The following is a 23,587-nucleotide window of genomic DNA, read 5'->3' on the forward strand; positions in this document are numbered from 1 at the left end:
ATGAAGGGCGAGCGCCCTCGGGCGCTGCGCCAAGCCGGCCGCCCCAGGGCAAGAGCCGGGCCGCGACAGCGCGGACCTCCAATCAAACGGTCTGTTCCAGCCAGTCTGCGATGCCCTGACCGGCCGCGCGGCCGCTGGCGAAGCAGGCGGTCAGCAGGTAGCCTCCGGTAGGCGCTTCCCAGTCCAGCATCTCGCCGGCGCAGAATACGCCGGGCAGAACCGTCAACATCTGCCGCTCGTCCAGCGCGGAGAAACAGACGCCGCCGGCGGTGCTGATCGCCTCGTCTATCGGCCGCGCCGCCGTCAGCGTCAACGGCAGGCGCTTGATCGCGGCCGCGAGCCGCGCCGGATTCTGAAAGCTCTCCTTGTCCAGGCATTCGCGCAGGATGCCGGCGCGCGCGCCCTTCAGGTTCAGCCGGCTTTGCAGATGACTGGACAGCGAGCGCGAGCCGCGCGGATGCGACACCTCGGCCAACACCCTGGCCTCGTCCCAGGCCGGGATCAGATCCAGATGGCAAGCAGCGGAGCCTGCGCGGGCGATCTCGTCGCGCAGCAACGACGAGCAGGCGTAAATCAGGCTGCCCTCGATGCCGCTTTGGGTGATCACGCACTCGCCCACACGCTTGAATGACCGTCCATCGCCCCCCAGGAAAGACAGACCGACCGACTTCAGCGGCTCGCCGGCGAACTTGCCGGCGAAAAACTCGCTCCAGTCGGCGTCGAAGCCGCAGTTGGACGGCGACAACGGCGCGGTGGCCACGCCCTTCTCCGCCAGCCACGGCATCCAGCGGCCATCCGAGCCCAGCTTTTTCCAGCTGCCGCCGCCCAAGGCCAGCAGCGTCGCGTCGGCGCGCACCGCCAGCTCGCCGTCCGGGGTGTCGAACTTCAAACTGCCGTCGGCGTTCCAGCCTTGCCAGCGGTGGCGCGGATGGATGCGCGCGCCAGCCTCGCGCAGTCGGCTGAGCCAGGCGCGCAATAGCGGCGCGGCCTTCATCTCCTTGGGAAATACCCGGCCGGAGCTGCCGACGAAAGTCTCCACGCCCAAGCCGTGCGCCCAGGCGCGCAGCGCGTCGGCGTCAAAGTCTTTCAGCAGCGGCTCGATCTGCGCCGCGCGCTCGCCATAGCGGCCGACAAAGGCCGGGTACGGCTCGGAATGAGTCAAATTGAGGCCGCCGATGCCGGCCAGCAGGAATTTTCGGCCCACCGACGGCATCGCGTCGTACACATCCACCGCATAGCCTCGCGCCGCCAGCGCCTCGGCCGCCATCAACCCGGCCGGTCCGCCGCCCACGATGGCGACGACGCGCCCTGCCTTCTCATTCATGCCCATGCCTCAAACACCCTTGTCCCGATATCGCCATAGCCTTGCCGGCAAGGCCGCGATTGTTGCAGAAAACCGCCCGCAACCCAAGCGCGGCGCGCAAATCCGCCAATGCAAGCGGTTTCCGCCCGATGTTTGATCCAGGCCAGACGGCAATTATTCAATGGAGATAAAATGCGAAATGCATGAGGAGAATAATAACAACCGCCCAAGACAATGAAGCGCACACAAGGAGACGGGGCCCACACCCCCGGAACAGCGATGAGAAAATTTGCAGACTGGCCGATCTGGCTGCGGCTGACCGGCGCGATCTGGATTTGCCTGGTTCTAGCCTGGGGCGGACTGATCGCCTGGGAAACGCGCGCCAGCCGCGAAATCGCCGTGGAACAGGCCAAGGATCTGGCCCACAGCATGAATGAAATGACCATGGCCGGCCTCACCGGCATGATGATCACCGGCACCGTGGGCCAGCGCGACGTGTTTCTCGATCAGATTCGCGAACTATCCGCCGTGCGCGACCTGCGCGTGATACGCGGCGACGGGGTGAGCAAACAGTTCGGCCCCGGCAACGCCGGCGACAAGGCGAGGCCCGGCGACGAAGTGGAGCGCGCCGCGCTCGCCGACGGCAAGCCGCACATCCGGATAGAGTCCACGCCGCAACTGGGCGAGCATCTGCGCGTGGTCTACCCGGCGCTGGCCTCCGCCAACTACCTGGGCAAGAACTGCCTGGCCTGCCACCAAGTGGCCGATAAAACGCCGCTGGGCGCGGTCAGCATGCGCATTTCGCTGGAGAAGCCCTACGCCGCGGTGGACCGCTTCCGCGTGCAAAGCATCTTGTTCGCGCTGTTCGCTTCGCTACCGATGCTGGCGGTGGTATACCTGTTCATCCGCCGCTTCGTCACCCGCCCGCTGCGGGAAATGTCCGAAGGCCTGGCCGAACTGGCCAAGGGCGAGGGCGACCTCACCCGCCGCCTGCCGGAGCGCAGCCGGGACGAGATCGGCGTCACCGCCCGCCTGTTCAACCAGATGCTGGCCACCGTGGCCGGCCTGGTGCGACAGGTCAGCGACAGCGCCGACGCGGTGGCGCAATCCTCCCGCCGCCTGTCCGACGGCGCCGGCCAACTGGCCGCCAGCTCCCATCGCCAAAACAGCCAGTCCCAGGCCGCCGCCGAGGCGGTGGACCAACTGGCCGCCCACATCGGCGAAATCGCCGGCAAGGCCGAGCATGTGAGCAGCGGCGCCGAGGAAAGTCTGCAACGCTCCGAGCAAGGGCGGCAGAGCCTGCACCAATTGCAGCGGGAAGTGGGCCAGGTGGAAAGCGCGGTGCAACTGATGGCGCAGGCGGAAAGCGACTTGGTCAGTTCCACCGCCGTGATCACCCACATGACCAAGGAGGTGCGCGAAATCGCCGAGCAGACCAATCTCCTGGCGCTGAACGCGGCGATAGAGGCCGCGCGCGCCGGCGAACAGGGCCGCGGCTTCGCCGTGGTGGCCGACGAGGTGCGCAAACTGGCTGAGAAGTCGGCCAAATCCGCCAGCGAGATCGACGCCGTCACCGGATCGCTGAACGACAAGACGGAGGCGGTGCGCCAGGCGGTAAGCGCCGGCCTGCAATCGCTGGAAGCCAGCCGCCAATCCACCGCCAGCGTGACCGGCGTGCTGGACGCGGCCAACCAATCGGCGGCCGAGGTGCGCAGCGGCCTCAGGCAGATCGTGGAAGTGACCGAGCAGCAGCGCCGCTCCAGCCAGGCCGTGAACGAGAACATCGACGCCATCGCCGGCATGGCCCGCGCCAACGACGCCGATATCCGGGAAACCGTGGGCGCGGCCGAGGAACTGGAGGCGCTGGCCAAGCGGCTGACCGACTCGGTGTCGCGGTTCAGGGTGTGAGCGCATGGGCACTCGCCCTCCCGACAATGGCGAACCGGCGCGTAAGCCGGCAAAACCGGCCGCATCTGATAAAACTAGATAGGAACAACACAGCGCCCGGCTCGACCGGGCGTTTTCCCAACCGAAAATGCGCCGGGCATTTGGCCGCGAGCCTCACTGCTGTTACACTGCCCAGCCTTTAGCCAACCGCGCCAAGTCATTGTGAAACCAGCCGCTTTTTCCACCCTGCCCCTGCCCGCCCCGCTGCTGTCCAACCTGGACAGCCTGGGTTACCACCAGATGACCGCCATCCAGGCCGCCAGCCTGCCCGCCATTCTGGAAGGCCGCGACCTGATCGCCCAGGCCAAGACCGGCAGCGGCAAGACGGCTGCGTTCGGACTGGGCCTGTTGTCCAACCTCAACCCGCGCTGGTTCGGCGTGCAGGCGCTGGTGATGTGCCCGACGCGCGAACTGGCCGACCAGGTGGCGCAGGAAATCCGCCGCCTGGCGCGCGCCATCGACAACATCAAGGTGGTGACGCTGACCGGCGGCACGCCGATGGGCCCGCAGATCGGCTCGCTGGAGCACGGCGCGCACATCGTGGTGGGCACGCCGGGCCGGCTGCAGGACCACCTGTTCCGCGAAACGCTGAACCTGGCCGGCGTGAAGACGCTGGTGCTGGACGAGGCGGACCGCATGATAGACATGGGCTTCATCGAGGAGATCGTCGGCATCGTCCGCGCCTGCCCGAAGACCCGCCAGACCCTGCTGTTCTCCGCCACCTATCCGGAAGACATCCGCAAGGCCAGCGGACAGTTCCTGAAGAATCCGGTGGAAGTGAAGGTGGAGTCCCTGCACACCGCCGACCACATCGAACAGTGGTTCTACAAGGTGAAGCCGGAAACCCGGCTGGAGACGGTGAGCCGCATCCTGCGCCACCTGCGCCCCACCTCGGCGCTGGCTTTCTGCAACACCCGCGAACGCTGCAAGGAGCTGGTGCGCGAGCTGCAGGACCAGGGCTTCCACGCGCTGACCCTGCACGGCGATCTGGAACAGCGCGAGCGCGACCAGATCCTGCTGCGCTTCGCCAACAAGAGCGCCACCGTGCTGGTGGCCACCGACGTGGCGGCCCGCGGCCTGGACATCAAGGAGCTGGACGTGGTGATCAACGTCGACGTCACCCACGACCCGGAAGTGCACATCCACCGCATCGGCCGCACCGGCCGCGGCGAGCAGCACGGCCTGGCGCTGACCCTGGCCACCGACAGCGAGGCCAAGCGCCTGGTGCAGATCGAGAACTACCAGCAGGCCGACCTGACCTGGGCCGACGTGGAAGAACTGACTCCGGCCCCCGGCGGCCCGCTGCTGCCGCCGATGGTGACGCTGGAAATCGCCGGCGGCAAACGCGAAAAGCTGCGCCCGGGCGACCTCTTGGGCGCGCTGACCGGCGACGCCGGCTTCCAGGGCAGCCAGATCGGCAAGATCAACATCTTCGAATTCGCCAGCTTCGTCGCGCTGGACCGCGCCATCGCCGAAGACGCGCTGGCCAAGCTGTCGCAATGCAAGATCAAGGGCAAGCAGTTCAAGATGCGGCTGGTCGGCTGATCCGCGCCGCCGCAGATCAAAAAGGCCATCCCGCGGGATGGCCTTGTCGTTTCGCCTCGCCGGCCGCCCTCAGTCGCGTCCCAGCTTGGAGTAGGCAATCGGCTTGTTGGCGCCGCTCTGCAGGATGCCGCTGATGTCCTGCTGGTCGCTCGGGCGATAGAAGTAGAAGCAGTCCTCGCCGGCTTCCGTCTGCTTGTGCATCATCTGGATGCCGATGCCGTTCAACAGGATGCTGGATTCCAGCAGCACCTTGCGGGCGTCGTCGACATTGTCGCACTTGAAGAAGGTGTCGACGCGCTTGCTCAACTCCAGCAACACATGGGAGAAGTCCCGATTGTCGGCATATTGGCGGAAGTCCGAGGTCGACGCATGGATCGCCTTATTCCCTGCCACCGCCAGATCCACGATGGGCTGGCGCAGGTCCCACAAGATGCCGTCATAGCCCTGGAAGCCGTTGCCCTCCACCAGCGCGCGCAGATCGTGCATCGCTTGCGGGTGATAGCCAGCGGCGGGATCCTTCAGCGAAAAATCCGGATTCATATTGTCCTTACCGAACAGATCAGCGGTCTTGATGCCGGGCGCGATATTGATGCCCATCATCCCTCTTTGCTCCGCCCGCTCCTTCAGCTCCTTCAGCGCCTCGTGCTTGAACGAACAGAACACGATGTTTTCCAGCGGCGTGGCGGACTGTCCATTCGAGCCGTCGGCCAGCAGGTCCAGCATCTCGGTGACGGCGCCGGCGTCTTTCAGCTCGATATTGAGAATGATCGGATTCTTGCCGCACTGCGTCAGCGTCTGGTTGGCGTCGTTGACCAGTTCCATCACCTCGGCGAGCGTCGGCATCGTTTCGCCATTGCGGCCAAGCGGGATGTTTTGCAACTCCGCCACCGTCTTCTGCCCGACCAGGTAAGACTCCTTGGTCTCCCCTGCCGGGAGCTGGGCGCCGCTGCGGTCCGCCCCGAAAGCGTTGCGCCAGATTTCGTCGTCGTGGGTGACCACCACCTTGCCGTCTCCGGACTTGAAGATGTCGATCTCGATAGCGTCCGCCCCATCCAGGATGGCGGCCTTGATCGCCTGCAGGCTGTTTTCCGGCAGGTATTTGTCCGGGAAGGTGGAGCCGAACACGCTGGTGGGGCCGGTGCCGCGATGTGCCGTCAGCAACAGGTGGTGGCCGGTGCGTTCCTTCAGCATCTCGCTATAGCCGCGGGACTGCAGCATGGTTTGCTTTTCGCCCTCGTTCAGCCGGGTCAGGCTGCGATCCGGCTGCCCGCCGACATCGGAATGCGCCTGGACATGAGGCATGGACTGTGTGGAAATCGATGAAGTAAACATATTTGTGTTCCCATGCGATGAGTGATGAAACCTATAGCCACACCTAACAGAGCTCAACTCCATTGGCATCCGATATTGCTTTGCCGCATGGTAGCCGGGTTGTCGGACAGGAACTTTCAAAAAACGGGCATGCGGATCGGCAAGCCCAACTGCTTTGAGTTCAACAGCTTCAGCGCGCAGCATCGCGCCATCGCCCACAGAACGCCGCTCAAACCGTCGCCCGGCAGGGCCGGGCTCCGCTCTCATCAAACGGCGAAGCCATCCCCCAGGGATGGCTTCGCCGCCGGACGCGCGCCTCAAACCATCAGGCAAACGCCTGGGAGCGGAACCCGCGTTTTGCGCGCCGCGCCTAGTATGGACGGTCGCCCAGTATCGTCGCCCGGTGCATCACCCGCTGCGCCGGTCGGCAGTCGTCCACCGCGTAATGGATGGTGCAGCGGTTGTCCCAAAACGCTACGTCGCCCGGCTGCCAGCGCCAGCGTATCGAAAACTCCGGCCGCGACTGATGAGCGAACAGGAACTGCAGCAAGGCCTGTCCTTCGGCTTCCGGCAAATCGTTGACGGCGACGGTGAAGCCCTCGCTGACGAACAGCGCGCGGCGGCCGCTTTCCGGGTGGATGCGCACCAGCGGATGGCTGATGGGCGGATGCTTGCGCCGCGTCTCGTCCCAGCGGCGGCGGTCGTCGTCGGTCAGGCCGTAACGCGCGAGCGGGAAGGATTTGGCGAAATCATGCACCGCGCTCAAGCCTTCCAGCCTGGCTTTCAGGCTGGCCGACAACGCCTCGTAAGCGGCGATGCCGCTGGCCCACAGCGTGTCGCCGCCCAGCTCCGGCAGCAGCCGCGCCGCCAGCACCGCGCCCAGCGGCGGGGTCTCGATGAAGGTGACGTCGGTATGCCAGATCGCGTTGTCCTGCAAATCCGCCACATCGGTGTCCAGCACCACGATCTCCCGCGCGTCCGGGTGTTGCGGGTAAATCGGGTGGGTATGCAGGTCGCCGAAGCGCACCGCGAAATTGCGCTGCTGCAGCGGCGTGATGTCCTGGCCGCGGAAAAACAGCACCTGATGGCGCAGCAGCGCCTCGCTCAATGCCCGGCGCTGCTCGTCGTCCAACGGCCGCGCCAGGTCCATCCCCTCCACCTCCGCGCCCAGCGCCGGGCTCAGGCGGGTCAATTGCAAACTCATTCCAATCCCCTCTTGCTGGTATTTAGTCTTGTTGTCCATGCCAAGGCGCCAGCCGATCCTGCAACGCGCGCAGGCCCAGCTCCAGCGAAAAGGCCACCGCGGCGATCGCCAGAATGCCCAGCAGCACCACGTCGGTGACCAGGAACTGCGCCGCAGACTGCACCATGAAGCCCAACCCGCGCGTGGCCGCCACCAGCTCCGCCGCCACCAGCGTGGACCAGCCGGCGCCCAAACCGATGCGGATGCCGGTCAGTATCTGCGGCAGCGCCTCGGGCAACACCACCAGCCACAACAGCTGCGAGCGGCTGGCGCCCAGACTCTGCGCCGCGCGCAGCCGGTTGCGGCTGACCTGGGCCACGCCGTGGCGGGTGGCGATGGCCACCGGCGCCAGGATCGCCAGGAAAATCAGCAGCACCTTGGATAGCTCGCCTATGCCGAGCCAGATCACGATCAATGGCAGGTAAGCGAGCGGCGGCACCGGACGATATGCCTCCAACATAGGATCAAGCAAGCCCTGTGCCAGCGAGCTGCGCCCCATCAACGCGCCCAGCGGCACGCCCACCGCCACCGCGGCGGTCAAGGCCAGTGCGATGCGCTGCAGGCTGGCCTCAAGGTGCTGCCACAGCGTGGCGTCCATGAAGCCCTGGCCGGCGACGACAAACAGCTTGTTCAATACCGCCTCCGGCGCGGGCAGAAACAACGCCGGCACCCAGCCGCTATGCGCCAGCAGCCACCAGCCTCCCAGCAGCAGCGCCAGGCTGGCCGCGCCCAGCCACAGCCGGGACGGCTCGCGCCCCGGCCTCCGGCCGTCCTCAATGCGAGAGGAAACGGACAGCAACTCCTGTTCCGCAGTGGTTTCGACGCCGCTCATGCCCATGCCTCCTGTCGGCGCTGGGCGAATACGTCGGCCAGCAGTTGTTCTCTCAAGGCGATGAATTCCGGATCGGACTTGATCGCCCGCGCGCTGTCGCCGGCGCGCCAGCGGCGGCTGAAAGGCGGGCGCAGCGTCTTGACGATGCGGCCCGGCCCCGGCGACATCAACACCAGCTCGGTGGCGAGGAACAGCGCCTCCTCGATATCGTGGGTGATCAGGAACACGCTGCTGCCGGACTCCGCCCACACCTTGAGCAGCAGCTCCTGCATCTGCTCGCGGGTGAAGGCGTCCAAAGCGCCGAAGGGCTCGTCCATCAGCAGGGCTCCGGCGCGGCCGGCCAAGGCGCGGGCGATGCCGACCCTCTGCTTCTGCCCGCCGGACAGCTGCCAGGGATAGCGGGCGCCGGCATCGGCCAGATCCACCTGCTCCAGCGCTTTCTGGGCCAGTCCCCGGCGTTCGGCGCGCGGCACGCCGCGCAGGCGCAGGCCGAAGGCGACGTTGTCCAGCGCGCTCAGCCACGGCAGCAGCGCGTGCTGCTGGAACACCACCGCGCGGTCCGCGCCCGGCCCGGCCACCGGCGCGCCGCCGAAGCGCACGCTGCCGGAATCGGGACACTGGAAGCCGGCGAACAGATTGAGCAAGGTGGTCTTGCCGCAGCCTGACGGCCCCAGCGCCACCGCCAGCTCACCCGGGCCCACGCTCAGCGACACACCGTCCAGCGCCGGCTGCGCCTGGCCGGGATAGCGAACCGACACCCTGTCTGCGATCAGCGCCGCCATGCTCACCTCGCCGTCTTGACGAAACGGTTGGTCACATAGGGGCCGTAGTCCGGCTGCAGCGATTCCACCTTGCCCTGCGCCTTCAGGAAAACGGCGGTCTTGCCGACCGCGGCCACGAATGGCGACTGCAGCAGCGCGGCCTGGTCGTCGCGGCCGAGGAAGCGGTTGCCTTTCAGCCCCGCCACCACGTCCGGCGCGGCGGCGCCGGTCAGCCGGCTGATCTTGGCGATGTTGGACGCGTTGGCGATGAAGGCCTGCGGATTGGCCTGGTAGCCGGCGATGGCGTCCAGCGAGACCTGGGCGAAGCGGGAGACGAACTCGGGATGGGCGGCGGCGAAGTCCTTGCGCACCACCCAGATGTCGTAGGTGGGCGCGCCCCATTTGGCCACCTCCGCCGAGCTGGCCAGCACCGCGCCGCCGGGCTTGATCTTGCCCAGCGCCGGGTCCCAGACATAGGCGGCGTCAATGTCGCCGCGCTGCCAGGCGGCGGCGATCTCGCCGGGACGCAGGTTGAGAATCTTCACCTTGGCCGGGTCCACGCCCCAGTGGCGCAGCGCAGCCAGCAGGCTGTAATGGGTGGTGGAGACGAAAGGCACCGCCACCTTCTTGCCGATCAGGTCCTGCGGCTTGGCGATGCCGCTGCCCTTGCGCGCCACCAGCGCCTCGGCGGCGCCGATCTCGTCGGCCACCAGGAAGGCTTCGATCGGCAGGCCTCGGCTGGCGGCGGCCGCCAGCGGGCTGGAGCCGATATTGCCGATGGCCACGTCGCCGGAGGCCACCGCGGCGATCAGGTCGGCGCCGCTATCGAACTTGCGCCAGTTGATGCGGCTGCCGGTGGCCTTCTCGTACGCGCCGTCGGCCTGGGCCACCTTGGCGGGGTCGATGCCGGTCTGGTAACCGATGGTCACCCCATCCGCGGCTCCCGCCGCGGCGGAGAGCGCGGATAGGGAGAAAAGAATGGTTTGGAGGAATGTTCGGGGAATTGCCATGGCCTGCCTACTTGCTGCGAGTGGGAAGATCGCTCCAATCTAACAAGCGCGCCGCGCCCGGCTAAGCAATGAATCCTGGCTTGCTTATCATTTATTTCGCATTGCATGGCCTGAAGAAAATGAAAACAGGGCCTCGCGGCCCTGTCGGATCTTCCCCGATCCCTGTCGTTGTCTGCTTTACACCTGGTACTGCGCCACCGTGCGCTGAATATTGCTCGCTTGGCTGCGCAGCTCCTGAGCGGAGTCGGCCGAGTCGGCCGAAGCGCGCGAATTGGCCTCGGCCATCTGCGCGATCTGCTCCACCTTTTGCGCGATGGTGTTGCTGGCGCTGCCCTGCTCAATAATGCTGGAGGAGATTTCGCCTATCAGCAGCATGCTGTGCTCGGAATTGGTCTTGATCTGCTGGATGGCGTCGCTGGCGCCGCGCGCCTTCTCCGCCTCGTCGTTCACCCGCGTCACCACCTCCTGCATGCCTGCCACTGCCGCCTGCGTGCCTTGCTGCATTTTATCTATGACGCCGGAAATTTCGGTGGTGGAGCTGGCGGTACGCTCCGCCAGCTTGCGCACTTCGTCGGCCACCACCGCGAAGCCTCGGCCCATCTCGCCGGCGCGGGCGGCCTCGATCGCCGCGTTCAACGCCAGCAGATTGGTCTGATCGGCGATATCCTTGATCACGCCCAATACGGTGGCGATGGTGGCGCTGTCGTCGCGCAGCTTGCCGATGCGCTCGGATGCCTCTCCCACGGACTCCGCCACCGCGCTGATGCCGTCCACGGTGCCCAGCACCACCCGGCTGCCGCGATCGGCGATCTCGCCGGCCTCGCGCGCCTGCTGGTTGGCTTCGCGGGCGCGGTCCGCCACGTGGTTGATGCTGACGGTCACCTGTTCCACCGCCGCCGCCATCGCCGAGGCGGATTCGCTCTGCAGCACCGAACTGGAGGCGATGTTGCCGGAAGAGTCCGCCATATGAACGATGGAGCCCTCCATCTCCTCCACGCTATGCCGGATTTCGCGGAAGCTCTGCTGCAGTCTGGCCATCAGCTCATTGAACGCGGTGGCGGTCTTGCCTATTTCATCCATCCGCATCACCGGCGCGCGCAGGCGAAAATCCAGCGAAGCGCGCACCGACTGCATGGTGTCCAGCGTCGCCTCCAGGCTGCTGCGGATGTTGAGGAACAGGTGGCCGCTGAGCCAGCCGCATACCAACACGGCCAGCACCACCAGGATCATCGATTGCCACCACGCCGCCTTGTAGGCGGCGTCGTTGTCCTGGCTCAGCTTCTCCGCCAACCTGTAGTTGAATTCGATATGATCGATCAGCGCCTGGTTCAGCGCCTTGGCCTCGTTTGACATGTCGCCGGTCATCAGCTTGTCCGCTTCCGCCACGCTGTTGGCTTGCAACAACTGCAGGTATTTGTCGCGCTGCTGGCGATACAGCTTCATGTCGTCGCGGTCGGTCTGCAGCAGCTTGCGATCCTCGTCGTTGGAAAGCAGCTCCTTCTCGTACTTGTCCAGCGCGGCGTCGAAGCGCTTGTCCACATCGCCGAGGGACGCGAACTCGGCCTTCTTGGCGGCTGGATCAGACAAGGCCACGCTGCGCGCCAGCGTCAGCCTCAAATCCGCCAGCGCCTCCTTCGCATCATCCAAGGCATGAATGCTGGGAAAGGTATTGACCTTCATGTAATCGAAGCGCTCGTTCGCCTGCTGCTGCTTCCACAAACCCTGCACGCCCAAGGCGAACATGGCCAGCAAGGCTAACAATGTGGTCAACAGCAATCGTTTGGTGATGGTCATGTCCGGCTCCTTGCAAGCCCTGCGTTTCGCGCTCGTTTTACGAGAATTTACTTAGAATATTTATAGCTCGACCTGTCCAACAAACAACGACTCATTTCGCATGCATGCCTAGAATATAAGCTGAAAATCGCCTTGATTTTGCAAACAATATTTGCAGCGCCCCATAAAAGCGGTATCATTTCGCCCCGCTTGGGCCGGCGTCGTTTTCCGGCCGACGCTTACTGGGTTCCCTCACCCCACTCCGCAAAAAGGACGCATCATGTTCGCATTCTCCGACCGGCAGCGCCTGTCCGCGCTGGTTCGGCTGGCCTTGTTCCACATCGCCATCATCGCCTCCAGCAACTACCTGGTGCAGCTGCCTATCACCATATTCGGCTTTCACACCACCTGGGGCGCGTTCACATTTCCGTTCATCTTCCTGGCCACCGACCTGACCGTGCGCATTTTCGGCGCGCCGCTGGCCAGACGCATCATCCTGGCAGCGATGGTGCCGGCCCTATTGATCTCCTATCTGGTGTCCGTGCTGTTCTACCAGGGCGCCTGGCAGGGCATGGCTGCGCTGCAGCAGTTCAACCTGTTCGTCGCCCGCATCGCCGTGGCCAGCTTCGCCGCCTACGCGCTGGGCCAGATACTGGATGTGCAGGTGTTCAACCGTTTGCGCCGGCTCAAGGCGTGGTGGGCGGCGCCGGCCGCCGCGATGTTCTTCGGCAACATCAGCGACACGCTGGCCTTTTTCTTCATCGCTTTCTACAAGAGCAGCGACCCGTTCATGGCCGCCAACTGGGTGGAGATCGCGCTGGTGGACTACAGCTTCAAGGTGCTGATCTGCATGCTGTTCTTCCTGCCCATGTACGGCGTGGTGCTCAAGATGATCATCAAGCGCCTGCTGCGCGCCGGCATCGGCGAGCGGCTCCAGCCGGCATAAGCCCTCGGCGCAAAACAAAACGGCCAGCCCCCCGGGGCTGGCCGTTTTTCATCGCGCGAAGCGATCAGGGACGCATCGCCTCCCACACCTTGGCGCTGTCGACAATCTGCTCGAACCTGACGATCTTGCCGCCCTTCAGCGTGTAGACATGGGCGAAAGACGCGGTGAAGCTTTTACCGGTGGCGCGATACGTTCCGTGGTAGAAGCCCTGGGCGACCACGTTGTCTCCGTCCACGAAATAGCGGTCTACCGCCGCGCGGTAGCCATCCCACTCGCCGCCCAGCCGCTGGAACACGTTCTCCACGATGGCTTGCGGGCCGACATAGGTGCCGGCGTATGGGAAACCGGCCGCCTCGGTCCATTCGGCGTCCGGCGCCAGCGCCGCCAGCAGGTTGCGGCCATTGTCTTCGGACTTGCCTTCGTAAGTGGCGCGGACAATGTCCAGATTGCTGCGATTCGTCATGGTGCTTGCTCTTTCAAACAGGAATGATTCTCAAATATAGCCTTGCCAGGATAATTCAAGACAGCTCTTTCACTACCATACGCACCGAAAGGCAACTATCCCACCTGAAAATGCCAGCTTCTGACGAACGGCGCCGCTGCGTATACTGGCTCTCATCCCGCGCCGGCGCCGGCCGCGCGCGCCAACACAGGCTGAATTGAATGACATCCTCCGCATCCCCCCGCCTCTCCATGCTGGAACTGGCGCCCATCGTCGCCGGCGACGACGCCGCGCAGGCGCTGCGCAACAGCGCGGCCTTGGCCCGCCATGTCGAACAACTGGGCTACACCCGCTTCTGGGTGGCAGAGCATCACAATATGGCCGGCGTGGCCAGTTCCGCCACCGCGGTGCTGATCGGCCACATCGCCGCCCACACGCACAGCATCCGCGTCGGTTCCGGCGGCATCATGCTGCCCAACCACGCGCCGCTGGTGGTGGCCGAGCAGTTCGGCACCCTGGCCACGCTGTTCCCCGGCCGCATCGACCTGGGCCTGGGCCGCGCGCCCGGCACCGACCCGCTCACCGCCCGCGCGCTGCGCCGCGACCGTTTCGCCGGCGACGACTTCCCGCAGCAAGTGGCCGAATTGCGCGGCTACCTGGGACCGGAGCGGCCAGGCCAGCAAGTTCGCGCCATTCCGGGCACAGGCACCGATGTGCCGGTGTGGCTGCTGGGCTCCAGCCTGTACGGCGCGCAGCTTGCGGCGCAACTTGGCCTGCCTTTCGCCTTCGCCGCCCATTTCGCACCGGCGCAGCTCCATCAAGCGCTGAAGCAGTATCGTCAGCTGTTCCAGCCCTCCGCCTTTCTGAGCCAGCCGTACGCGATGGCCTGCATTCCGGCGCTTGCAGCGAACAGCGACGCCAAGGCCCAGCGGCTGGCCACCACGCCGTACCAGAAATTCCTCAATCTGATCCGCGGCGACCGCCGCCCGCTGCCGCCGCCGGTAGACAGCATGGATGGCTTATGGAGCCCGCGCGAAGCGTTTGCCGTGCGGGGCGAGTGGCTTGGCGCGGCGGTGTTCGGCGGACCGGAAACCGTGCGGACAGGGCTGCAGAAACTGCTGGACGAGACCGGCGTGGATGAAATCATGCTGTCGGTCGACTGTTACGACTTCGCGGACCGGCTGCGCTGCTGCGAGATCATCGCCGGCCTCCTGCCGCGGCTGCGCGCGGCGAAGACTGAGCCTGCCTGAGCATCCAGCCGAATCCCAGGAGCGGGCGGACATGCCGCCCGCGCTTCCTGATGCCGGGTCGAGCGTCTTAATGCAGAGTCTTGAGATAAGCCTGAATCGCGTCCACCTCTTCCTTCGTGGGCGGCTTGCCGTGATCCTCCTTCAGACTGCTCTTGCTCCAGTGAGGCATAGGCGCCTTCAGCGCCTTGCCCTCGTCATCCACCCCCTGCAGCACCGCCCTCTCGAACAACTGCTTGCGCCATTTGCTGGCATCCCCGGCCAGACGCGGACCGGTTTTGCCTTGAGCCCGATCGCCATGGCAAACAGCGCAGTTCTGCTGGTAAAGCTCCTTGCCGTCCGGCGCAGCCAACGCCAGGGAATAAAAACAGGAACACGCCACGATCATCGAAACGTGAAATCGCATCACACTCTCCGGAGTAAGGAAATGGCCGCCGCGCGGTCTGAGCTTTATTGATAGACCAACGCTCCAGGCGCCAGCGGGCTTCCGATGGAACCCCAGCCGTTTTCGAGGGTCGATACCCTCTTTGCCACATCGCGGAATGCCATGCGCCTGCCCTTGATCGCCGCCTGCCTCTGCGGCCCGCTCTCCCATCCCGCCCTGGCCGCTTACACCGTATCGCTGGAGGACTCTCCTCATCCCGCTCCGCGCTTCAGCCTGGACTTGCCGGACCGGCATGGCGAGTTTCTCGAAGCGCCTGCCGGCGCGCAAATCGCCAATGTCCGCTGCGGCCATTCGCTCCTGCCCAAACAATCTGATGGCCGCTGGCGGCTAAGCCAGGCATGCAGGCAAGTGCGATGGGAAGCCACGCTCAATACGCCGCCGCCAGAAGGGCCAGACGCCTCCGCTCAGCAGAGCCTGGCGCTGCCGGGTTGGGCAGTGCTGACTTCATCCACGGTCCTGCTGCGCGAATCAGGCAAGCCCGAAGGCTCGATCCTGGCCATCCGCGTGGCCGGCAAGCCGGATACCCAGGCTTATGTTCCCGCCACAGGCGAGGCGCCGGAGTTCTACGCTATCGGCAAGGGGCAGGAAACCATCCGCCAGGTAGCCGGCTGGCAAGTCCGCTATGTCGCTGACGATCTGACGCGGGTGGCGGCGCGCGGTCTTCTTGACCATCACGCCGAGGCGCTAACCGCGCTGCGCCGCGTCTTCCCCCCTCCTCGCCCCAACGCTCCCTTTTCCGGCCAGTTGCTGGTGACGCTATTGGGCAGAGACGGCGCCTCCAGCGCCAACGGAGCCGGCGGCATGCGCAGCTTGCTGGTCAACTATCCCCGCGACACCGCCGAGCGCGACACCTTCCTGCTCGCCATTCTCGCCCACGAACAGTCGCATCAACTGTTGGCTCTGGCGGGCGTCTCCATGGGAAGCGCCTGGATGTCCGAAGGGCTGGCCCATTATTACGGGCTGAAAACCATGCGGCAAAGCCGACAGCCGCAAGCGGAAAAAGACAAAGTGTGGCAGCTGTTCGTCAAACCCGAGCGCACTCCCGCCCAGGGGCTCGCTCGGCTGGAGCGCCGGCATCGGGAAGGGGACAAGTCGGCCTATCCGCTGTTCTACTCCTAGGGCGCGACATTCTTCGCCCTGCTGGATCAGGCGCTGCAGGACGCCAGCCAAGGCCGGCGTTCGCTGGATGACTTCATTGCCCAGCTGCGCGCCGAGCCAGATGGCAGCCTGCCCGATTCGCTGCGCGCCGAACTGCGCGCAGCAGGCGGCGCGCGCGTGGACGCGCTGCTGGCCCGCTACGTGGATGCCTGATCGCCCAAAGAAAAACCGCGGCCTGAGCCGCGGTTTTCTTCATGAGAACAAAGCGCGGTTCACTCGCTTTCGCCAGCGATCAGCCGATACACTCTCGCGCCCAGTATCCCGCCGACAATCGGCGCCAGCCAGAACAGCCATAGCTGCTGCACCGCCCAGCCGCCGACGAACAAGGCCACGCCCGTGCTGCGCGCCGGGTTGACCGAGGTATTGGTGACCGGGATGCTGATCAGGTGGATCAACGTCAGCGCCAGGCCGATCGCCAAAGGCGCGAAGCCGGCAGGCGCGCGTTTGTCCGTCGCTCCCATGACCACCAGCAGGAAGAACATGGTCATCACCACCTCGCAGACCAGCGCCGCCAGCAGCGAATAGCCGCCCGGGGAGTGCTCGCCATAGCCGTTGGAGGCGAATCCCTTGGCCACGTCGAAACCGGCCGCGCCGCTGGCGATCACGTACAGCACGGCCGCCGCCGCGATGCCGCCCAATACCTGCGCCGCGACATAAGGCGCCAATTGGCTGGCTGGGAAGCGGCCGCCGGCCCACAAGCCAATCGAGATGGCCGGATTCAAATGGCAGCCGGAGATATGGCCGATGGCGTAAGCCATCGTCACCACCGTCAAACCGAAGGCCAGCGCCACGCCGGCAAAACCGATGCCCAAATTGGGAAAGGCCGCCGCCAGCACCGCGCTGCCGCAACCGCCCAGCACCAGCCAGAAAGTGCCCAGAAACTCCGCGCCATAGGATTTCATCGCCGCTCCTCTTCACGTTTCGAAATGGCCCGCTCCCGCCGTCTCCCGCCGCGCGGCAGATGCGCATTGAATGACGAGCCGGCCGTCGTTTAACCATAGCAAATGCAAAAAGCCAGCATGCTCGCCTCTCGCGGCGGCGGCAAGCTGGCCGAAATCCTTGCCCGCGGATGGAAAGCGTCCCCGTGCGATCAGACTGCCGCATTCCTTGGACAAGAGCAGACATGGGCAAGCCGGGCGACGACTCGCCCCCCCATCGAGCCATCCCGCCCAACCAGGGCAGCCCAAACGTCCCCTCCAAGTCCAGAGCAGGATTCGAAAGGCGGCGATGCTATCATTGACGCCCATCGACACACTCCGCGCAAAATCATATGGAAGGACTGCTGGACTGGCTTCTTGGCGCGCTGGCGCTGCCGAAAGTGGGTTTATCCGCCATTTTCATGATCAGCCTGATATCCGCCACCCTGCTGCCGCTGGGATCGGAACCCGCCGTATTCGCCTACATCAAGCTCCAGCCTGACATGTTCTGGCAAGTGCTGGCGGTCGCCACGCTGGGCAATACCCTGGGCGGAGCGATCGACTGGTGGATGGGGTACGGCGCCAAAGTCGCGCTGCTGCGCTACCGCCGCCGGCGAACGCACGGCCACCCTCACGCCAAGCCCCCGAGCGCCGAAAAACCCGTGTTGAACACTCGTTATTTCCGTTGGATGCGTCGGCGCGGCGCGCCCATCCTGCTGCTGTCCTGGCTGCCCGGCATAGGCGATCCGCTGTGCACCCTGGCCGGCTGGCTGCGCATCCCGTTCTGGCCCAGCGTCTGCTACATGGCCATTGGAAAATTCCTGCGCTACCTGTTGACCACGTCAGCGCTGCTGTGGATTCCGGACAGCTTTTGGCGGAGCGTGATCCAGTGGTTCTGAAATGGCTTTCCGGCTATCGGAGCCTAGCAGCCGCGCAGCCCAGGCCCGGCATCGCGCCCCTTGCGCATGGCAGCCCTGGCGAGACGGCATCCCTTGGGAAACAACGACATATGCCAAATAAAACCATGCTGCAGACAGGGTGGCATGCGATGGCGCTCTGAGTTAACCTGCCGCCAGAATGTTCTGCCGCGCGATAGCCGGATTCGCGCAGGACATTCGCGCGCCTTCGCCCGGCAACCGTTACAATACAAACTAAGAGACGCCTCGCGGCGCCCGACAACAACTCGGCCCCGAGCCGGGAATTTCCCTTAGAGAAGCATTACCATGGCAATCAGTGTTTTCGACCTGTTCAAGATCGGCATCGGCCCCTCCAGTTCCCACACCGTGGGCCCGATGCGCGCCGCCCGCCAATTCATCAGCCGCCTGGAAAAGGACGGCCAGCTGGACGCCACCGTCCGCGTCAGTGCCGAGATGTTCGGCTCGCTTGGCGCCACCGGCAAGGGCCACGGCACCGACGTCGCGGTGCTGCTGGGCTTGCAGGGCGAACAGCCTGACCTGGTCGACACCGACGCCGTGGACGGCATGCTGGCGGCCATCCGCGAGCAGCGCAAACTGAAGCTGCTGGGCACGCATGAAATCGACTTCGTCGAAGGCGAGCACCTCGTCCTGCACAAGAAGAAGACCCTGCCCTACCACCCCAACGGCATGATCTTCGAGGCCTTCGACGCCGCCGGCAACAGCCTGTCCAAACGCGCCTATTACTCGGTAGGCGGCGGCTTCGTGGTGGACGAGGCGGCCGTCGACGCCGGTTTCGTCCCGCCGGGCGTCACCGAGCTGAAGCACCCGTTCAAGAGCGCGGCCGAGCTGCTGGCGCTGTGCCAGCGCCACGGCAAGAGCATCAGCCAGATCATGCTGGAAAACGAGCTGTCCTGGCGCAGCGAGGAAGAAGTGCGCGCCGGCCTGCTCAACATCTGGAGCGTGATGCAGGCTTGCGTCAAGCGCGGCTGCGAGCGCGAAGGTATCCTGCCGGGCGGCATGAAGGTGAAGCGCCGCGCCGCCGACATGCACCGCAAGCTGCTGGCCTCGCCGGAAGCCGCCATGCGCGATCCGCTGACGGTGATGGACTGGGTCAACCTGTACGCGCTGGCCGTCAATGAGGAAAACGCCGCCGGCGGCCGCGTGGTGACCGCGCCGACCAACGGCGCCGCCGGCATCATTCCGGCGGTGATGCACTACTACGACCGCTTCGTGCCGGGCGCCAACGACGACGGCATCGTCCGCTTCCTGCTGACCGCCGGCGCCATCGGCATCCTGTTCAAGCTCAACGCGTCCATCTCCGGCGCCGAGGTAGGCTGTCAGGGCGAGGTGGGTTCGGCCTGCTCGATGGCCGCCGGCGCGCTGTGCGAAGTGATGGGCGGCACCCCGGAACAGGTGGAGAACGCGGCCGAGATCGGCATGGAGCACAATCTGGGCCTGACCTGCGATCCGGTGGGCGGCCTGGTGCAGGTGCCCTGTATCGAACGCAACGCGATGGCCTCGGTCAAGGCCATCAACGCGGTGCGGATGGCGCTGCGCGGCGATGGCCAGCACTTCGTGTCGCTAGACCGCGTGATCAAGACCATGCGCGACACCGGCATGGACATGAGCACCAAGTACAAGGAAACCGCGCGCGGCGGCCTGGCCATCAACGTGATCGAAGTGCCGGTCAACATCGTCGAGTGCTGACGCCCTGCGCCCACCCGAAAAGCCGCGGCAAAAACCGCGGCTTTTTTATTGGCTAAGCCCCTGCCCGCTGGCACACTGTAGCCTGTCCCACCCACACCAGAGCTTCACTCCGTGCACTCCCTAGACATAGAAACGCCGCGCCTGATGCTGCGCCCGCTGCGGGAAGACGACGCCCCCTTCATTCTGGAGCTGGTCAACGAACCGGCCTTCCTCGCCAATATCGGCGACAAGGATGTGCATGATCTCGCTGGCGCGCGCAACTACATCGAAAAGGGCCCGCAAGCCAGCTACCGCCAACACGGCCACGGCCTGCTGATGGTGGCGCTGCGCGACGGCGGCGAACCGGTCGGGATCTGCGGCCTGGTCAAACGCGATAGCCTGCCCCACCCCGACATCGGTTATGCTTTTCTGGAGCGCCACTGGGGCCGCGGCTACGCCACCGAGGCCGGCGCGGCCTGCCTGGCGCACGGCCGGGATGCGCTGGCCATCGCCTGCGTGGTCGGCATCACCGCGCCGCACAACCACAATTCGATCCGGGTATTGGAAAAGCTGGGCCTGGTCTACGACCGCATGCTGGACTTGCCCGGCATCGACGGACCCAGCCTGTATTTCGTGCCGCCAGGCTCCGACCCCGGCTGATGGATGCGCCAGACGCGAAAAACCGGGCGCAAAGCCCGGTTTTCTCTGGCAAAAGCGAAAATCAGACCGCCAGATACGACGACTGCTTCAGGCCGCGGCAGAACTCGGCGAAGTACAGGCTGCGCTCTTCCGGGTTCAGGTCGCACTCGCGGGTCTTGGCCTCGTAGCGGTTGAGCAAATCCTCCGGCGACAGGTGCACGTAGCGCAGCATGTCCTCGATGGTGTCGTGCTCTTCCACGCCGGAAATCTCCAGCTCGCCGCCGTCGCGTACGTAGACGTTGACCGAGTCGGTGTCGCCGAACAGATTGTGCATGTCGCCCAGAATTTCCTGATAAGCGCCCACCAGAAACACCGCGATCAGATATTCGTCGCCCTGCTTCACCTCGTGCACCGACATGCTGGACTCGATGCTCTGCTGATCGACGTACTGCTTGAGCTTGCCGTCCGAATCGCAGGTCAAATCCTGCAGCACCGCGCGGCGGGTCGGCTTCTCGTTCAGGCGGTGCGCCGGCATGATGGGCAGCACTTGGTCGATGGCCCAGGTATCCGGCAGACTCTGGAACACCGAGAAGTTGCAGAAGTACTTGTCGGCCAGACGGTCGGTCAGCTCGTCGTACACCTGGCGCTGCGAACGCTGGCTGGCCTGCAGCTGGTTGTGCAGACGGCGGCACAGCGTGGCGTGCAGGTCTTCGGCCAGCGCCTTTTCCTTCAGCGACAAGCGGCCTTCGGCGTACATCTCGCTGACTTCAGTCACGCAGTGGCTGGCGCGGTAGTAAATCTCGGTGACCAGCTCCTCGTCGTTGAGGTTGGCCAGCTCCACCAGCTTGCGCAGCGGCAGCGACAGCTCTTCCGCGTTTTCGATCGGCGCCACCGTATCGGGCAGACGCTCGACGTCGGTCACGTTCATCAGCAGCACCGCGTGGTGCGCGGTCATCGCGCGGCCCGATTCCGACAGGATGCGCGGGTGCGGGATGCCGTTCTCGGCGCAGAACTCGGACAGCATGGACACGATCACATGGGCGTACTCGTCCATGTCGTAGTTGATCGAGCTGTCGTTGCGGGAGTGGGTGCCGTCGTAATCGACGCCCAGGCCGCCGCCCACGTCCACGTGGTCCACCGGCAGGCCGAGCGCTCTCAGTTCGGCGAAGTAGCGGATCGCCTCGCGGAAGCCCAGACGGTAGTCGGCGATGTTGGCGATCTGCGAACCCATGTGGAAGTGCATCAGGCGCACGCAATCGCCCAGGCCGGCCGCGATCAGCTTGTCGGTGGCCGAAATCAGCTGGCCGGCGGACAAGCCGAACTTGCCCTTCTCGCCGCCGGTGTCGGACCACTTGCTGGAGGCCAGCGACGACAAGCGCACGCGCAGGCCGATATTGGGGCGCACTTCCAGTTTGCGGGATTCTTCGATCACCAGATCGACTTCGGACTCCTTTTCGATCACGATGAACACTTGGTGGCCCAAGCGCTCGCCGATCAGCGCGAAGCGGATGAATTCTCGGTCCTTGTAGCCGTTGCAGACGATGGTGCAGCCCTTGGGCGCCAGCGCCAGCACCGCCATCAGTTCCGGCTTGGAGCCGGCTTCCAGACCGATGGACACGTCCTGAGTGGCGATGATGCTCTTGACCACCGCTTCCTGCTGGTTGACCTTGATCGGATAGATGGCGGTGTAGCGATTGTCGTACCCCTGCTCGGCGATAGCCTTGTCGAAGGCGCCGCACAGGCGGGTGACGCGATCCTGCAGAATGTCCGGAAAACGCACCAGCAGCGGCAGATCCAGGCCTTTGCCGCCCAGATCGCGCGCCAGGCGATACAGATCGATTTCCTTGCGCTGGCGCGCGTTGGGACGCACGACGACATTGCCGTTGTCACCGACATCGAAATAACCAGCCCCCCAATGCCGGATGCCGTACAGGCTCCGGCTATCAGCCACAGACCAAGCCATGAGTTTTCCTCTCAGAACTTATGATGGATAACCCCGCTCCTTAGTGCACGGCTTTCGGGCTCTACAGCTTTTATGTGGGCCTGGGATGTCGGAGCGAAACAGGATGAATTGTTAGTTGTTGCATAGCGCAAACGAGCGCGGATTGTAACAACATCTCGCTGATTGACAAGTAAAAAAATGCACCCGTGGCGCTGCCGCTGCCCTGCGTTCCGGGCCAGCCGTCCGCCCCTGCGCCGCCACTGAAAAAATCAAGGCTGACAAAACAAAGGATTGCGCGCCGCGCGCCGCGACAGCCATGACATGCGGCACCGAAAAAGCCGCCTGGCGAGGCCAGACATTTTTGGCAAACGACAAGCTTTTTAACCAGATTCGCAACACCCCGCCTGGCATCGCCGCGCGTCCCGACATGACCGCAGGATGGCGGGCGATTACAATCAGGCATCGCCTATCGAACGCACATCGCCATGACCCCATCCTTTCTGCAATACGCGCTCTCAGCCTCCGCCCCCCTCGCCGATTGGCCCCTGGCGAATGGACTCTTCGCCCGCTGGCTCGCGCCTGGCTGCGTGGAGTTGAACCGCGACGCGCTGGACGGCGACTCGATCCTGCTCTCCTGCGGCGTGCACGGCAACGAGACCGCGCCGATCGAGGTGGTGGACGAAATGCTGCGCGACATCGCCGAAAGCCGTCTGCCGCTGCGTTGCCGATTGCTGGTGATGTTCGCCAACCTGGACGCCATCCGGCAGGGCGTCCGCTACGGCAACTACGATATGAACCGCCTGTTCAACGGCGCCCACGCCAAACAGCCCGGCGCGCCGGAAGCCGCCCGCGCCGCCGAGCTGGAAAAACTTGCCGAATCATTCTTCGAGCCAGCGCGCGGCCGCCGCCTGCACTATGATCTCCACACGGCCATCCGCGGCTCGGCATTCGAGAAATTCGCGATCTCCCCCTTCCTCCACCAACGCCCGCCCAATCGCGAGCAACTGGCCTGGCTAAGCCGCTGCGGCATAGAAGCCGTGCTGCTGCACAGCGCGCCGGCCAACACCTTCAGTTACCACACCAGCCGCTGCTGCCGGGCTGACGCCTTCACTCTGGAGCTGGGCAAGGCGCGCCCCTTCGGCCAGAACGACCTATCCCGCTTCTCCGGCATAGACCAGGCCCTACGGCAACTGCTGTCCGGCGCCGACTCGCCTGCCGACGGCGAAGACCTGAGCGCGCTGCCGCTGTTCCGCGCCAAGTACGACCTGATCAAGCGCAGCGACGCCTTCCGCCTGCACCTGGCCGACGACGTAGAGAATTTCACCGTCCTGCCGGACGGCATGCTGATCGCCGAAGATGGCGACACCCGCTACATCGCCCGCGGCGGCGAGGAGCGCATTCTGTTCCCCAATCCCGGCGTCAAGCCGGGATTGCGCGCCGGCATCGTGGTGGAGCCTGCCGCTCTGGATTGACCACCCCTCAGCGCAAAAAAAAACGGGCCGCGACGCGGCCCGTTTTCCATC

The 23,587-nt window shown here is 65.1% G+C and carries 20 protein-coding genes; 9 read left to right on the forward strand and 11 right to left on the reverse strand.

Annotation, left to right across the window (positions count from 1 at the left end):
* Positions 1-82: 82 nt before the first annotated feature.
* On the reverse strand, positions 83-1,324 hold the full coding sequence (locus tag DK842_RS21060; RefSeq protein WP_232538548.1) for a TIGR03862 family flavoprotein: 1,242 nt from the start codon (positions 1,322-1,324) through the stop codon (positions 83-85).
* A 258-nt stretch (positions 1,325-1,582) separates the two neighbouring features.
* Here DK842_RS21060 and DK842_RS21065 point away from each other — a divergent pair, with 258 nt between their 5' ends.
* Positions 1,583-3,211 carry a methyl-accepting chemotaxis protein gene (locus tag DK842_RS21065; protein WP_114063232.1) on the forward strand — a complete coding sequence of 543 codons (1,629 nt, stop codon included), beginning with the start codon at positions 1,583-1,585 and terminating at the stop codon, positions 3,209-3,211.
* A 201-nt stretch (positions 3,212-3,412) separates the two neighbouring features.
* Positions 3,413-4,795, forward strand: a complete 1,383-nt coding sequence (dbpA, locus tag DK842_RS21070) for an ATP-dependent RNA helicase DbpA (RefSeq protein WP_114063233.1) — start codon at positions 3,413-3,415, stop codon at positions 4,793-4,795.
* A gap of 69 nt (positions 4,796-4,864) precedes the next feature.
* Here the strand turns inward: dbpA and DK842_RS21075 are convergent, their stop codons facing one another.
* From DK842_RS21075 to DK842_RS21100, 6 genes are all read right to left on the reverse strand, one after another.
* Complete coding sequence (locus DK842_RS21075) at positions 4,865-6,127, reverse strand: glycerophosphodiester phosphodiesterase (protein ID WP_168194949.1); 1,263 nt, start codon at positions 6,125-6,127, stop codon at positions 4,865-4,867.
* 349 nt (positions 6,128-6,476) lie between these two features.
* Complete coding sequence (gene tauD, locus DK842_RS21080; protein ID WP_114063235.1) at positions 6,477-7,310, reverse strand: taurine dioxygenase; 834 nt, start codon at positions 7,308-7,310, stop codon at positions 6,477-6,479.
* A gap of 22 nt (positions 7,311-7,332) precedes the next feature.
* Positions 7,333-8,181: a taurine ABC transporter permease TauC gene (tauC, locus tag DK842_RS21085; RefSeq protein WP_198414591.1), complete on the reverse strand. Its 849-nt coding sequence runs from the start codon at positions 8,179-8,181 to the stop codon at positions 7,333-7,335.
* A complete protein-coding gene (tauB, locus tag DK842_RS21090; RefSeq protein ID WP_114063236.1) occupies positions 8,178-8,963 on the reverse strand; it encodes a taurine ABC transporter ATP-binding subunit in 786 nt (261 codons plus the stop codon). Before tauB ends, tauC begins: the two co-directional genes overlap by 4 nt.
* 2 nt (positions 8,964-8,965) lie before the next feature.
* Positions 8,966-9,871 carry a taurine ABC transporter substrate-binding protein gene (gene tauA / locus DK842_RS21095; RefSeq protein WP_232538549.1) on the reverse strand — a complete coding sequence of 302 codons (906 nt, stop codon included), beginning with the start codon at positions 9,869-9,871 and terminating at the stop codon, positions 8,966-8,968.
* 258 nt (positions 9,872-10,129) lie between these two features.
* Positions 10,130-11,746: a methyl-accepting chemotaxis protein gene (locus DK842_RS21100; RefSeq protein WP_114063238.1), complete on the reverse strand. Its 1,617-nt coding sequence runs from the start codon at positions 11,744-11,746 to the stop codon at positions 10,130-10,132.
* Between the two features lie 259 nt (positions 11,747-12,005).
* Here DK842_RS21100 and DK842_RS21105 point away from each other — a divergent pair, with 259 nt between their 5' ends.
* Positions 12,006-12,671, forward strand: coding sequence for a 7-cyano-7-deazaguanine/7-aminomethyl-7-deazaguanine transporter (locus DK842_RS21105; RefSeq protein WP_114063239.1), 666 nt, complete (start codon positions 12,006-12,008; stop codon positions 12,669-12,671).
* A gap of 64 nt (positions 12,672-12,735) precedes the next feature.
* On the opposite strand, the gene DK842_RS21110 is transcribed toward DK842_RS21105, so the two are convergent.
* Entirely contained in the window at positions 12,736-13,134 is a 399-nt protein-coding gene (locus tag DK842_RS21110) for a nuclear transport factor 2 family protein (protein WP_114063240.1), read from the reverse strand.
* Positions 13,135-13,334: 200 nt separating this feature from the next.
* Between DK842_RS21110 and DK842_RS21115 the strand changes: the two genes are divergently transcribed.
* Positions 13,335-14,363, forward strand: coding sequence for an LLM class flavin-dependent oxidoreductase (locus DK842_RS21115; protein ID WP_114063241.1), 1,029 nt, complete (start codon positions 13,335-13,337; stop codon positions 14,361-14,363).
* A gap of 67 nt (positions 14,364-14,430) precedes the next feature.
* On the opposite strand, the gene DK842_RS21120 is transcribed toward DK842_RS21115, so the two are convergent.
* Positions 14,431-14,766: a c-type cytochrome gene (locus DK842_RS21120; RefSeq protein WP_114063242.1), complete on the reverse strand. Its 336-nt coding sequence runs from the start codon at positions 14,764-14,766 to the stop codon at positions 14,431-14,433.
* A gap of 141 nt (positions 14,767-14,907) precedes the next feature.
* Between DK842_RS21120 and DK842_RS21125 the strand changes: the two genes are divergently transcribed.
* Positions 14,908-15,924 (forward strand): hypothetical protein, encoded by a 1,017-nt coding sequence (locus DK842_RS21125; RefSeq protein WP_114063243.1) that lies wholly within the window; start codon positions 14,908-14,910, stop codon positions 15,922-15,924.
* A gap of 251 nt (positions 15,925-16,175) precedes the next feature.
* On the opposite strand, the gene aqpZ is transcribed toward DK842_RS21125, so the two are convergent.
* Positions 16,176-16,865 (reverse strand): aquaporin Z, encoded by a 690-nt coding sequence (aqpZ, locus tag DK842_RS21130; protein WP_114063244.1) that lies wholly within the window; start codon positions 16,863-16,865, stop codon positions 16,176-16,178.
* 368 nt (positions 16,866-17,233) lie between these two features.
* Here aqpZ and DK842_RS21135 point away from each other — a divergent pair, with 368 nt between their 5' ends.
* The 3 genes from DK842_RS21135 (at position 17,234) to DK842_RS21145 (ending at position 20,143) form a co-directional block, all read left to right on the forward strand.
* Entirely contained in the window at positions 17,234-17,779 is a 546-nt protein-coding gene (locus DK842_RS21135) for a YqaA family protein (RefSeq protein WP_114063245.1), read from the forward strand.
* A 324-nt stretch (positions 17,780-18,103) separates the two neighbouring features.
* Positions 18,104-19,504, forward strand: a complete 1,401-nt coding sequence (locus tag DK842_RS21140; protein WP_114063246.1) for an L-serine ammonia-lyase — start codon at positions 18,104-18,106, stop codon at positions 19,502-19,504.
* 111 nt (positions 19,505-19,615) lie between these two features.
* A complete protein-coding gene (locus DK842_RS21145) occupies positions 19,616-20,143 on the forward strand; it encodes a GNAT family N-acetyltransferase (RefSeq protein ID WP_198414592.1) in 528 nt (175 codons plus the stop codon).
* Positions 20,144-20,204: 61 nt separating this feature from the next.
* Here the strand turns inward: DK842_RS21145 and speA are convergent, their stop codons facing one another.
* A complete protein-coding gene (speA, locus tag DK842_RS21150) occupies positions 20,205-22,085 on the reverse strand; it encodes an arginine decarboxylase (protein ID WP_114063248.1) in 1,881 nt (626 codons plus the stop codon).
* 464 nt (positions 22,086-22,549) lie between these two features.
* Between speA and astE the strand changes: the two genes are divergently transcribed.
* Positions 22,550-23,536: a succinylglutamate desuccinylase gene (astE, locus tag DK842_RS21155; protein WP_114063249.1), complete on the forward strand. Its 987-nt coding sequence runs from the start codon at positions 22,550-22,552 to the stop codon at positions 23,534-23,536.
* Positions 23,537-23,587 lie beyond the last annotated feature (51 nt).

The organism is Chromobacterium phragmitis, from assembly GCF_003325475.1.
Lineage (GTDB): Bacteria > Pseudomonadota > Gammaproteobacteria > Burkholderiales > Chromobacteriaceae > Chromobacterium > Chromobacterium phragmitis.

Coding starts and splice junctions, on each gene's coding strand:
- astE (WP_114063249.1), top strand. CDS start 22,550: ATGACCCCATCCTTTCTGCAATACGCGCTCTCAGCCTCCGCCCCCCTC.
- DK842_RS21100 (WP_114063238.1), bottom strand. CDS start 11,746: ATGACCATCACCAAACGATTGCTGTTGACCACATTGTTAGCCTTGCTG.
- DK842_RS21065 (WP_114063232.1), top strand. CDS start 1,583: ATGAGAAAATTTGCAGACTGGCCGATCTGGCTGCGGCTGACCGGCGCG.
- DK842_RS21140 (WP_114063246.1), top strand. CDS start 18,104: ATGGCAATCAGTGTTTTCGACCTGTTCAAGATCGGCATCGGCCCCTCC.
- tauC (WP_198414591.1), bottom strand. CDS start 8,181: ATGAGCGGCGTCGAAACCACTGCGGAACAGGAGTTGCTGTCCGTTTCC.
- DK842_RS21105 (WP_114063239.1), top strand. CDS start 12,006: ATGTTCGCATTCTCCGACCGGCAGCGCCTGTCCGCGCTGGTTCGGCTG.
- tauB (WP_114063236.1), bottom strand. CDS start 8,963: ATGGCGGCGCTGATCGCAGACAGGGTGTCGGTTCGCTATCCCGGCCAG.
- DK842_RS21125 (WP_114063243.1), top strand. CDS start 14,908: ATGCGCCTGCCCTTGATCGCCGCCTGCCTCTGCGGCCCGCTCTCCCAT.
- DK842_RS21135 (WP_114063245.1), top strand. CDS start 17,234: ATGGAAGGACTGCTGGACTGGCTTCTTGGCGCGCTGGCGCTGCCGAAA.
- DK842_RS21060 (WP_232538548.1), bottom strand. CDS start 1,324: ATGAATGAGAAGGCAGGGCGCGTCGTCGCCATCGTGGGCGGCGGACCG.
- aqpZ (WP_114063244.1), bottom strand. CDS start 16,865: ATGAAATCCTATGGCGCGGAGTTTCTGGGCACTTTCTGGCTGGTGCTG.
- DK842_RS21110 (WP_114063240.1), bottom strand. CDS start 13,134: ATGACGAATCGCAGCAATCTGGACATTGTCCGCGCCACTTACGAAGGC.
- tauD (WP_114063235.1), bottom strand. CDS start 7,310: ATGAGTTTGCAATTGACCCGCCTGAGCCCGGCGCTGGGCGCGGAGGTG.
- DK842_RS21115 (WP_114063241.1), top strand. CDS start 13,335: ATGACATCCTCCGCATCCCCCCGCCTCTCCATGCTGGAACTGGCGCCC.
- DK842_RS21120 (WP_114063242.1), bottom strand. CDS start 14,766: ATGCGATTTCACGTTTCGATGATCGTGGCGTGTTCCTGTTTTTATTCC.
- DK842_RS21075 (WP_168194949.1), bottom strand. CDS start 6,127: ATGTTTACTTCATCGATTTCCACACAGTCCATGCCTCATGTCCAGGCG.
- speA (WP_114063248.1), bottom strand. CDS start 22,085: ATGGCTTGGTCTGTGGCTGATAGCCGGAGCCTGTACGGCATCCGGCAT.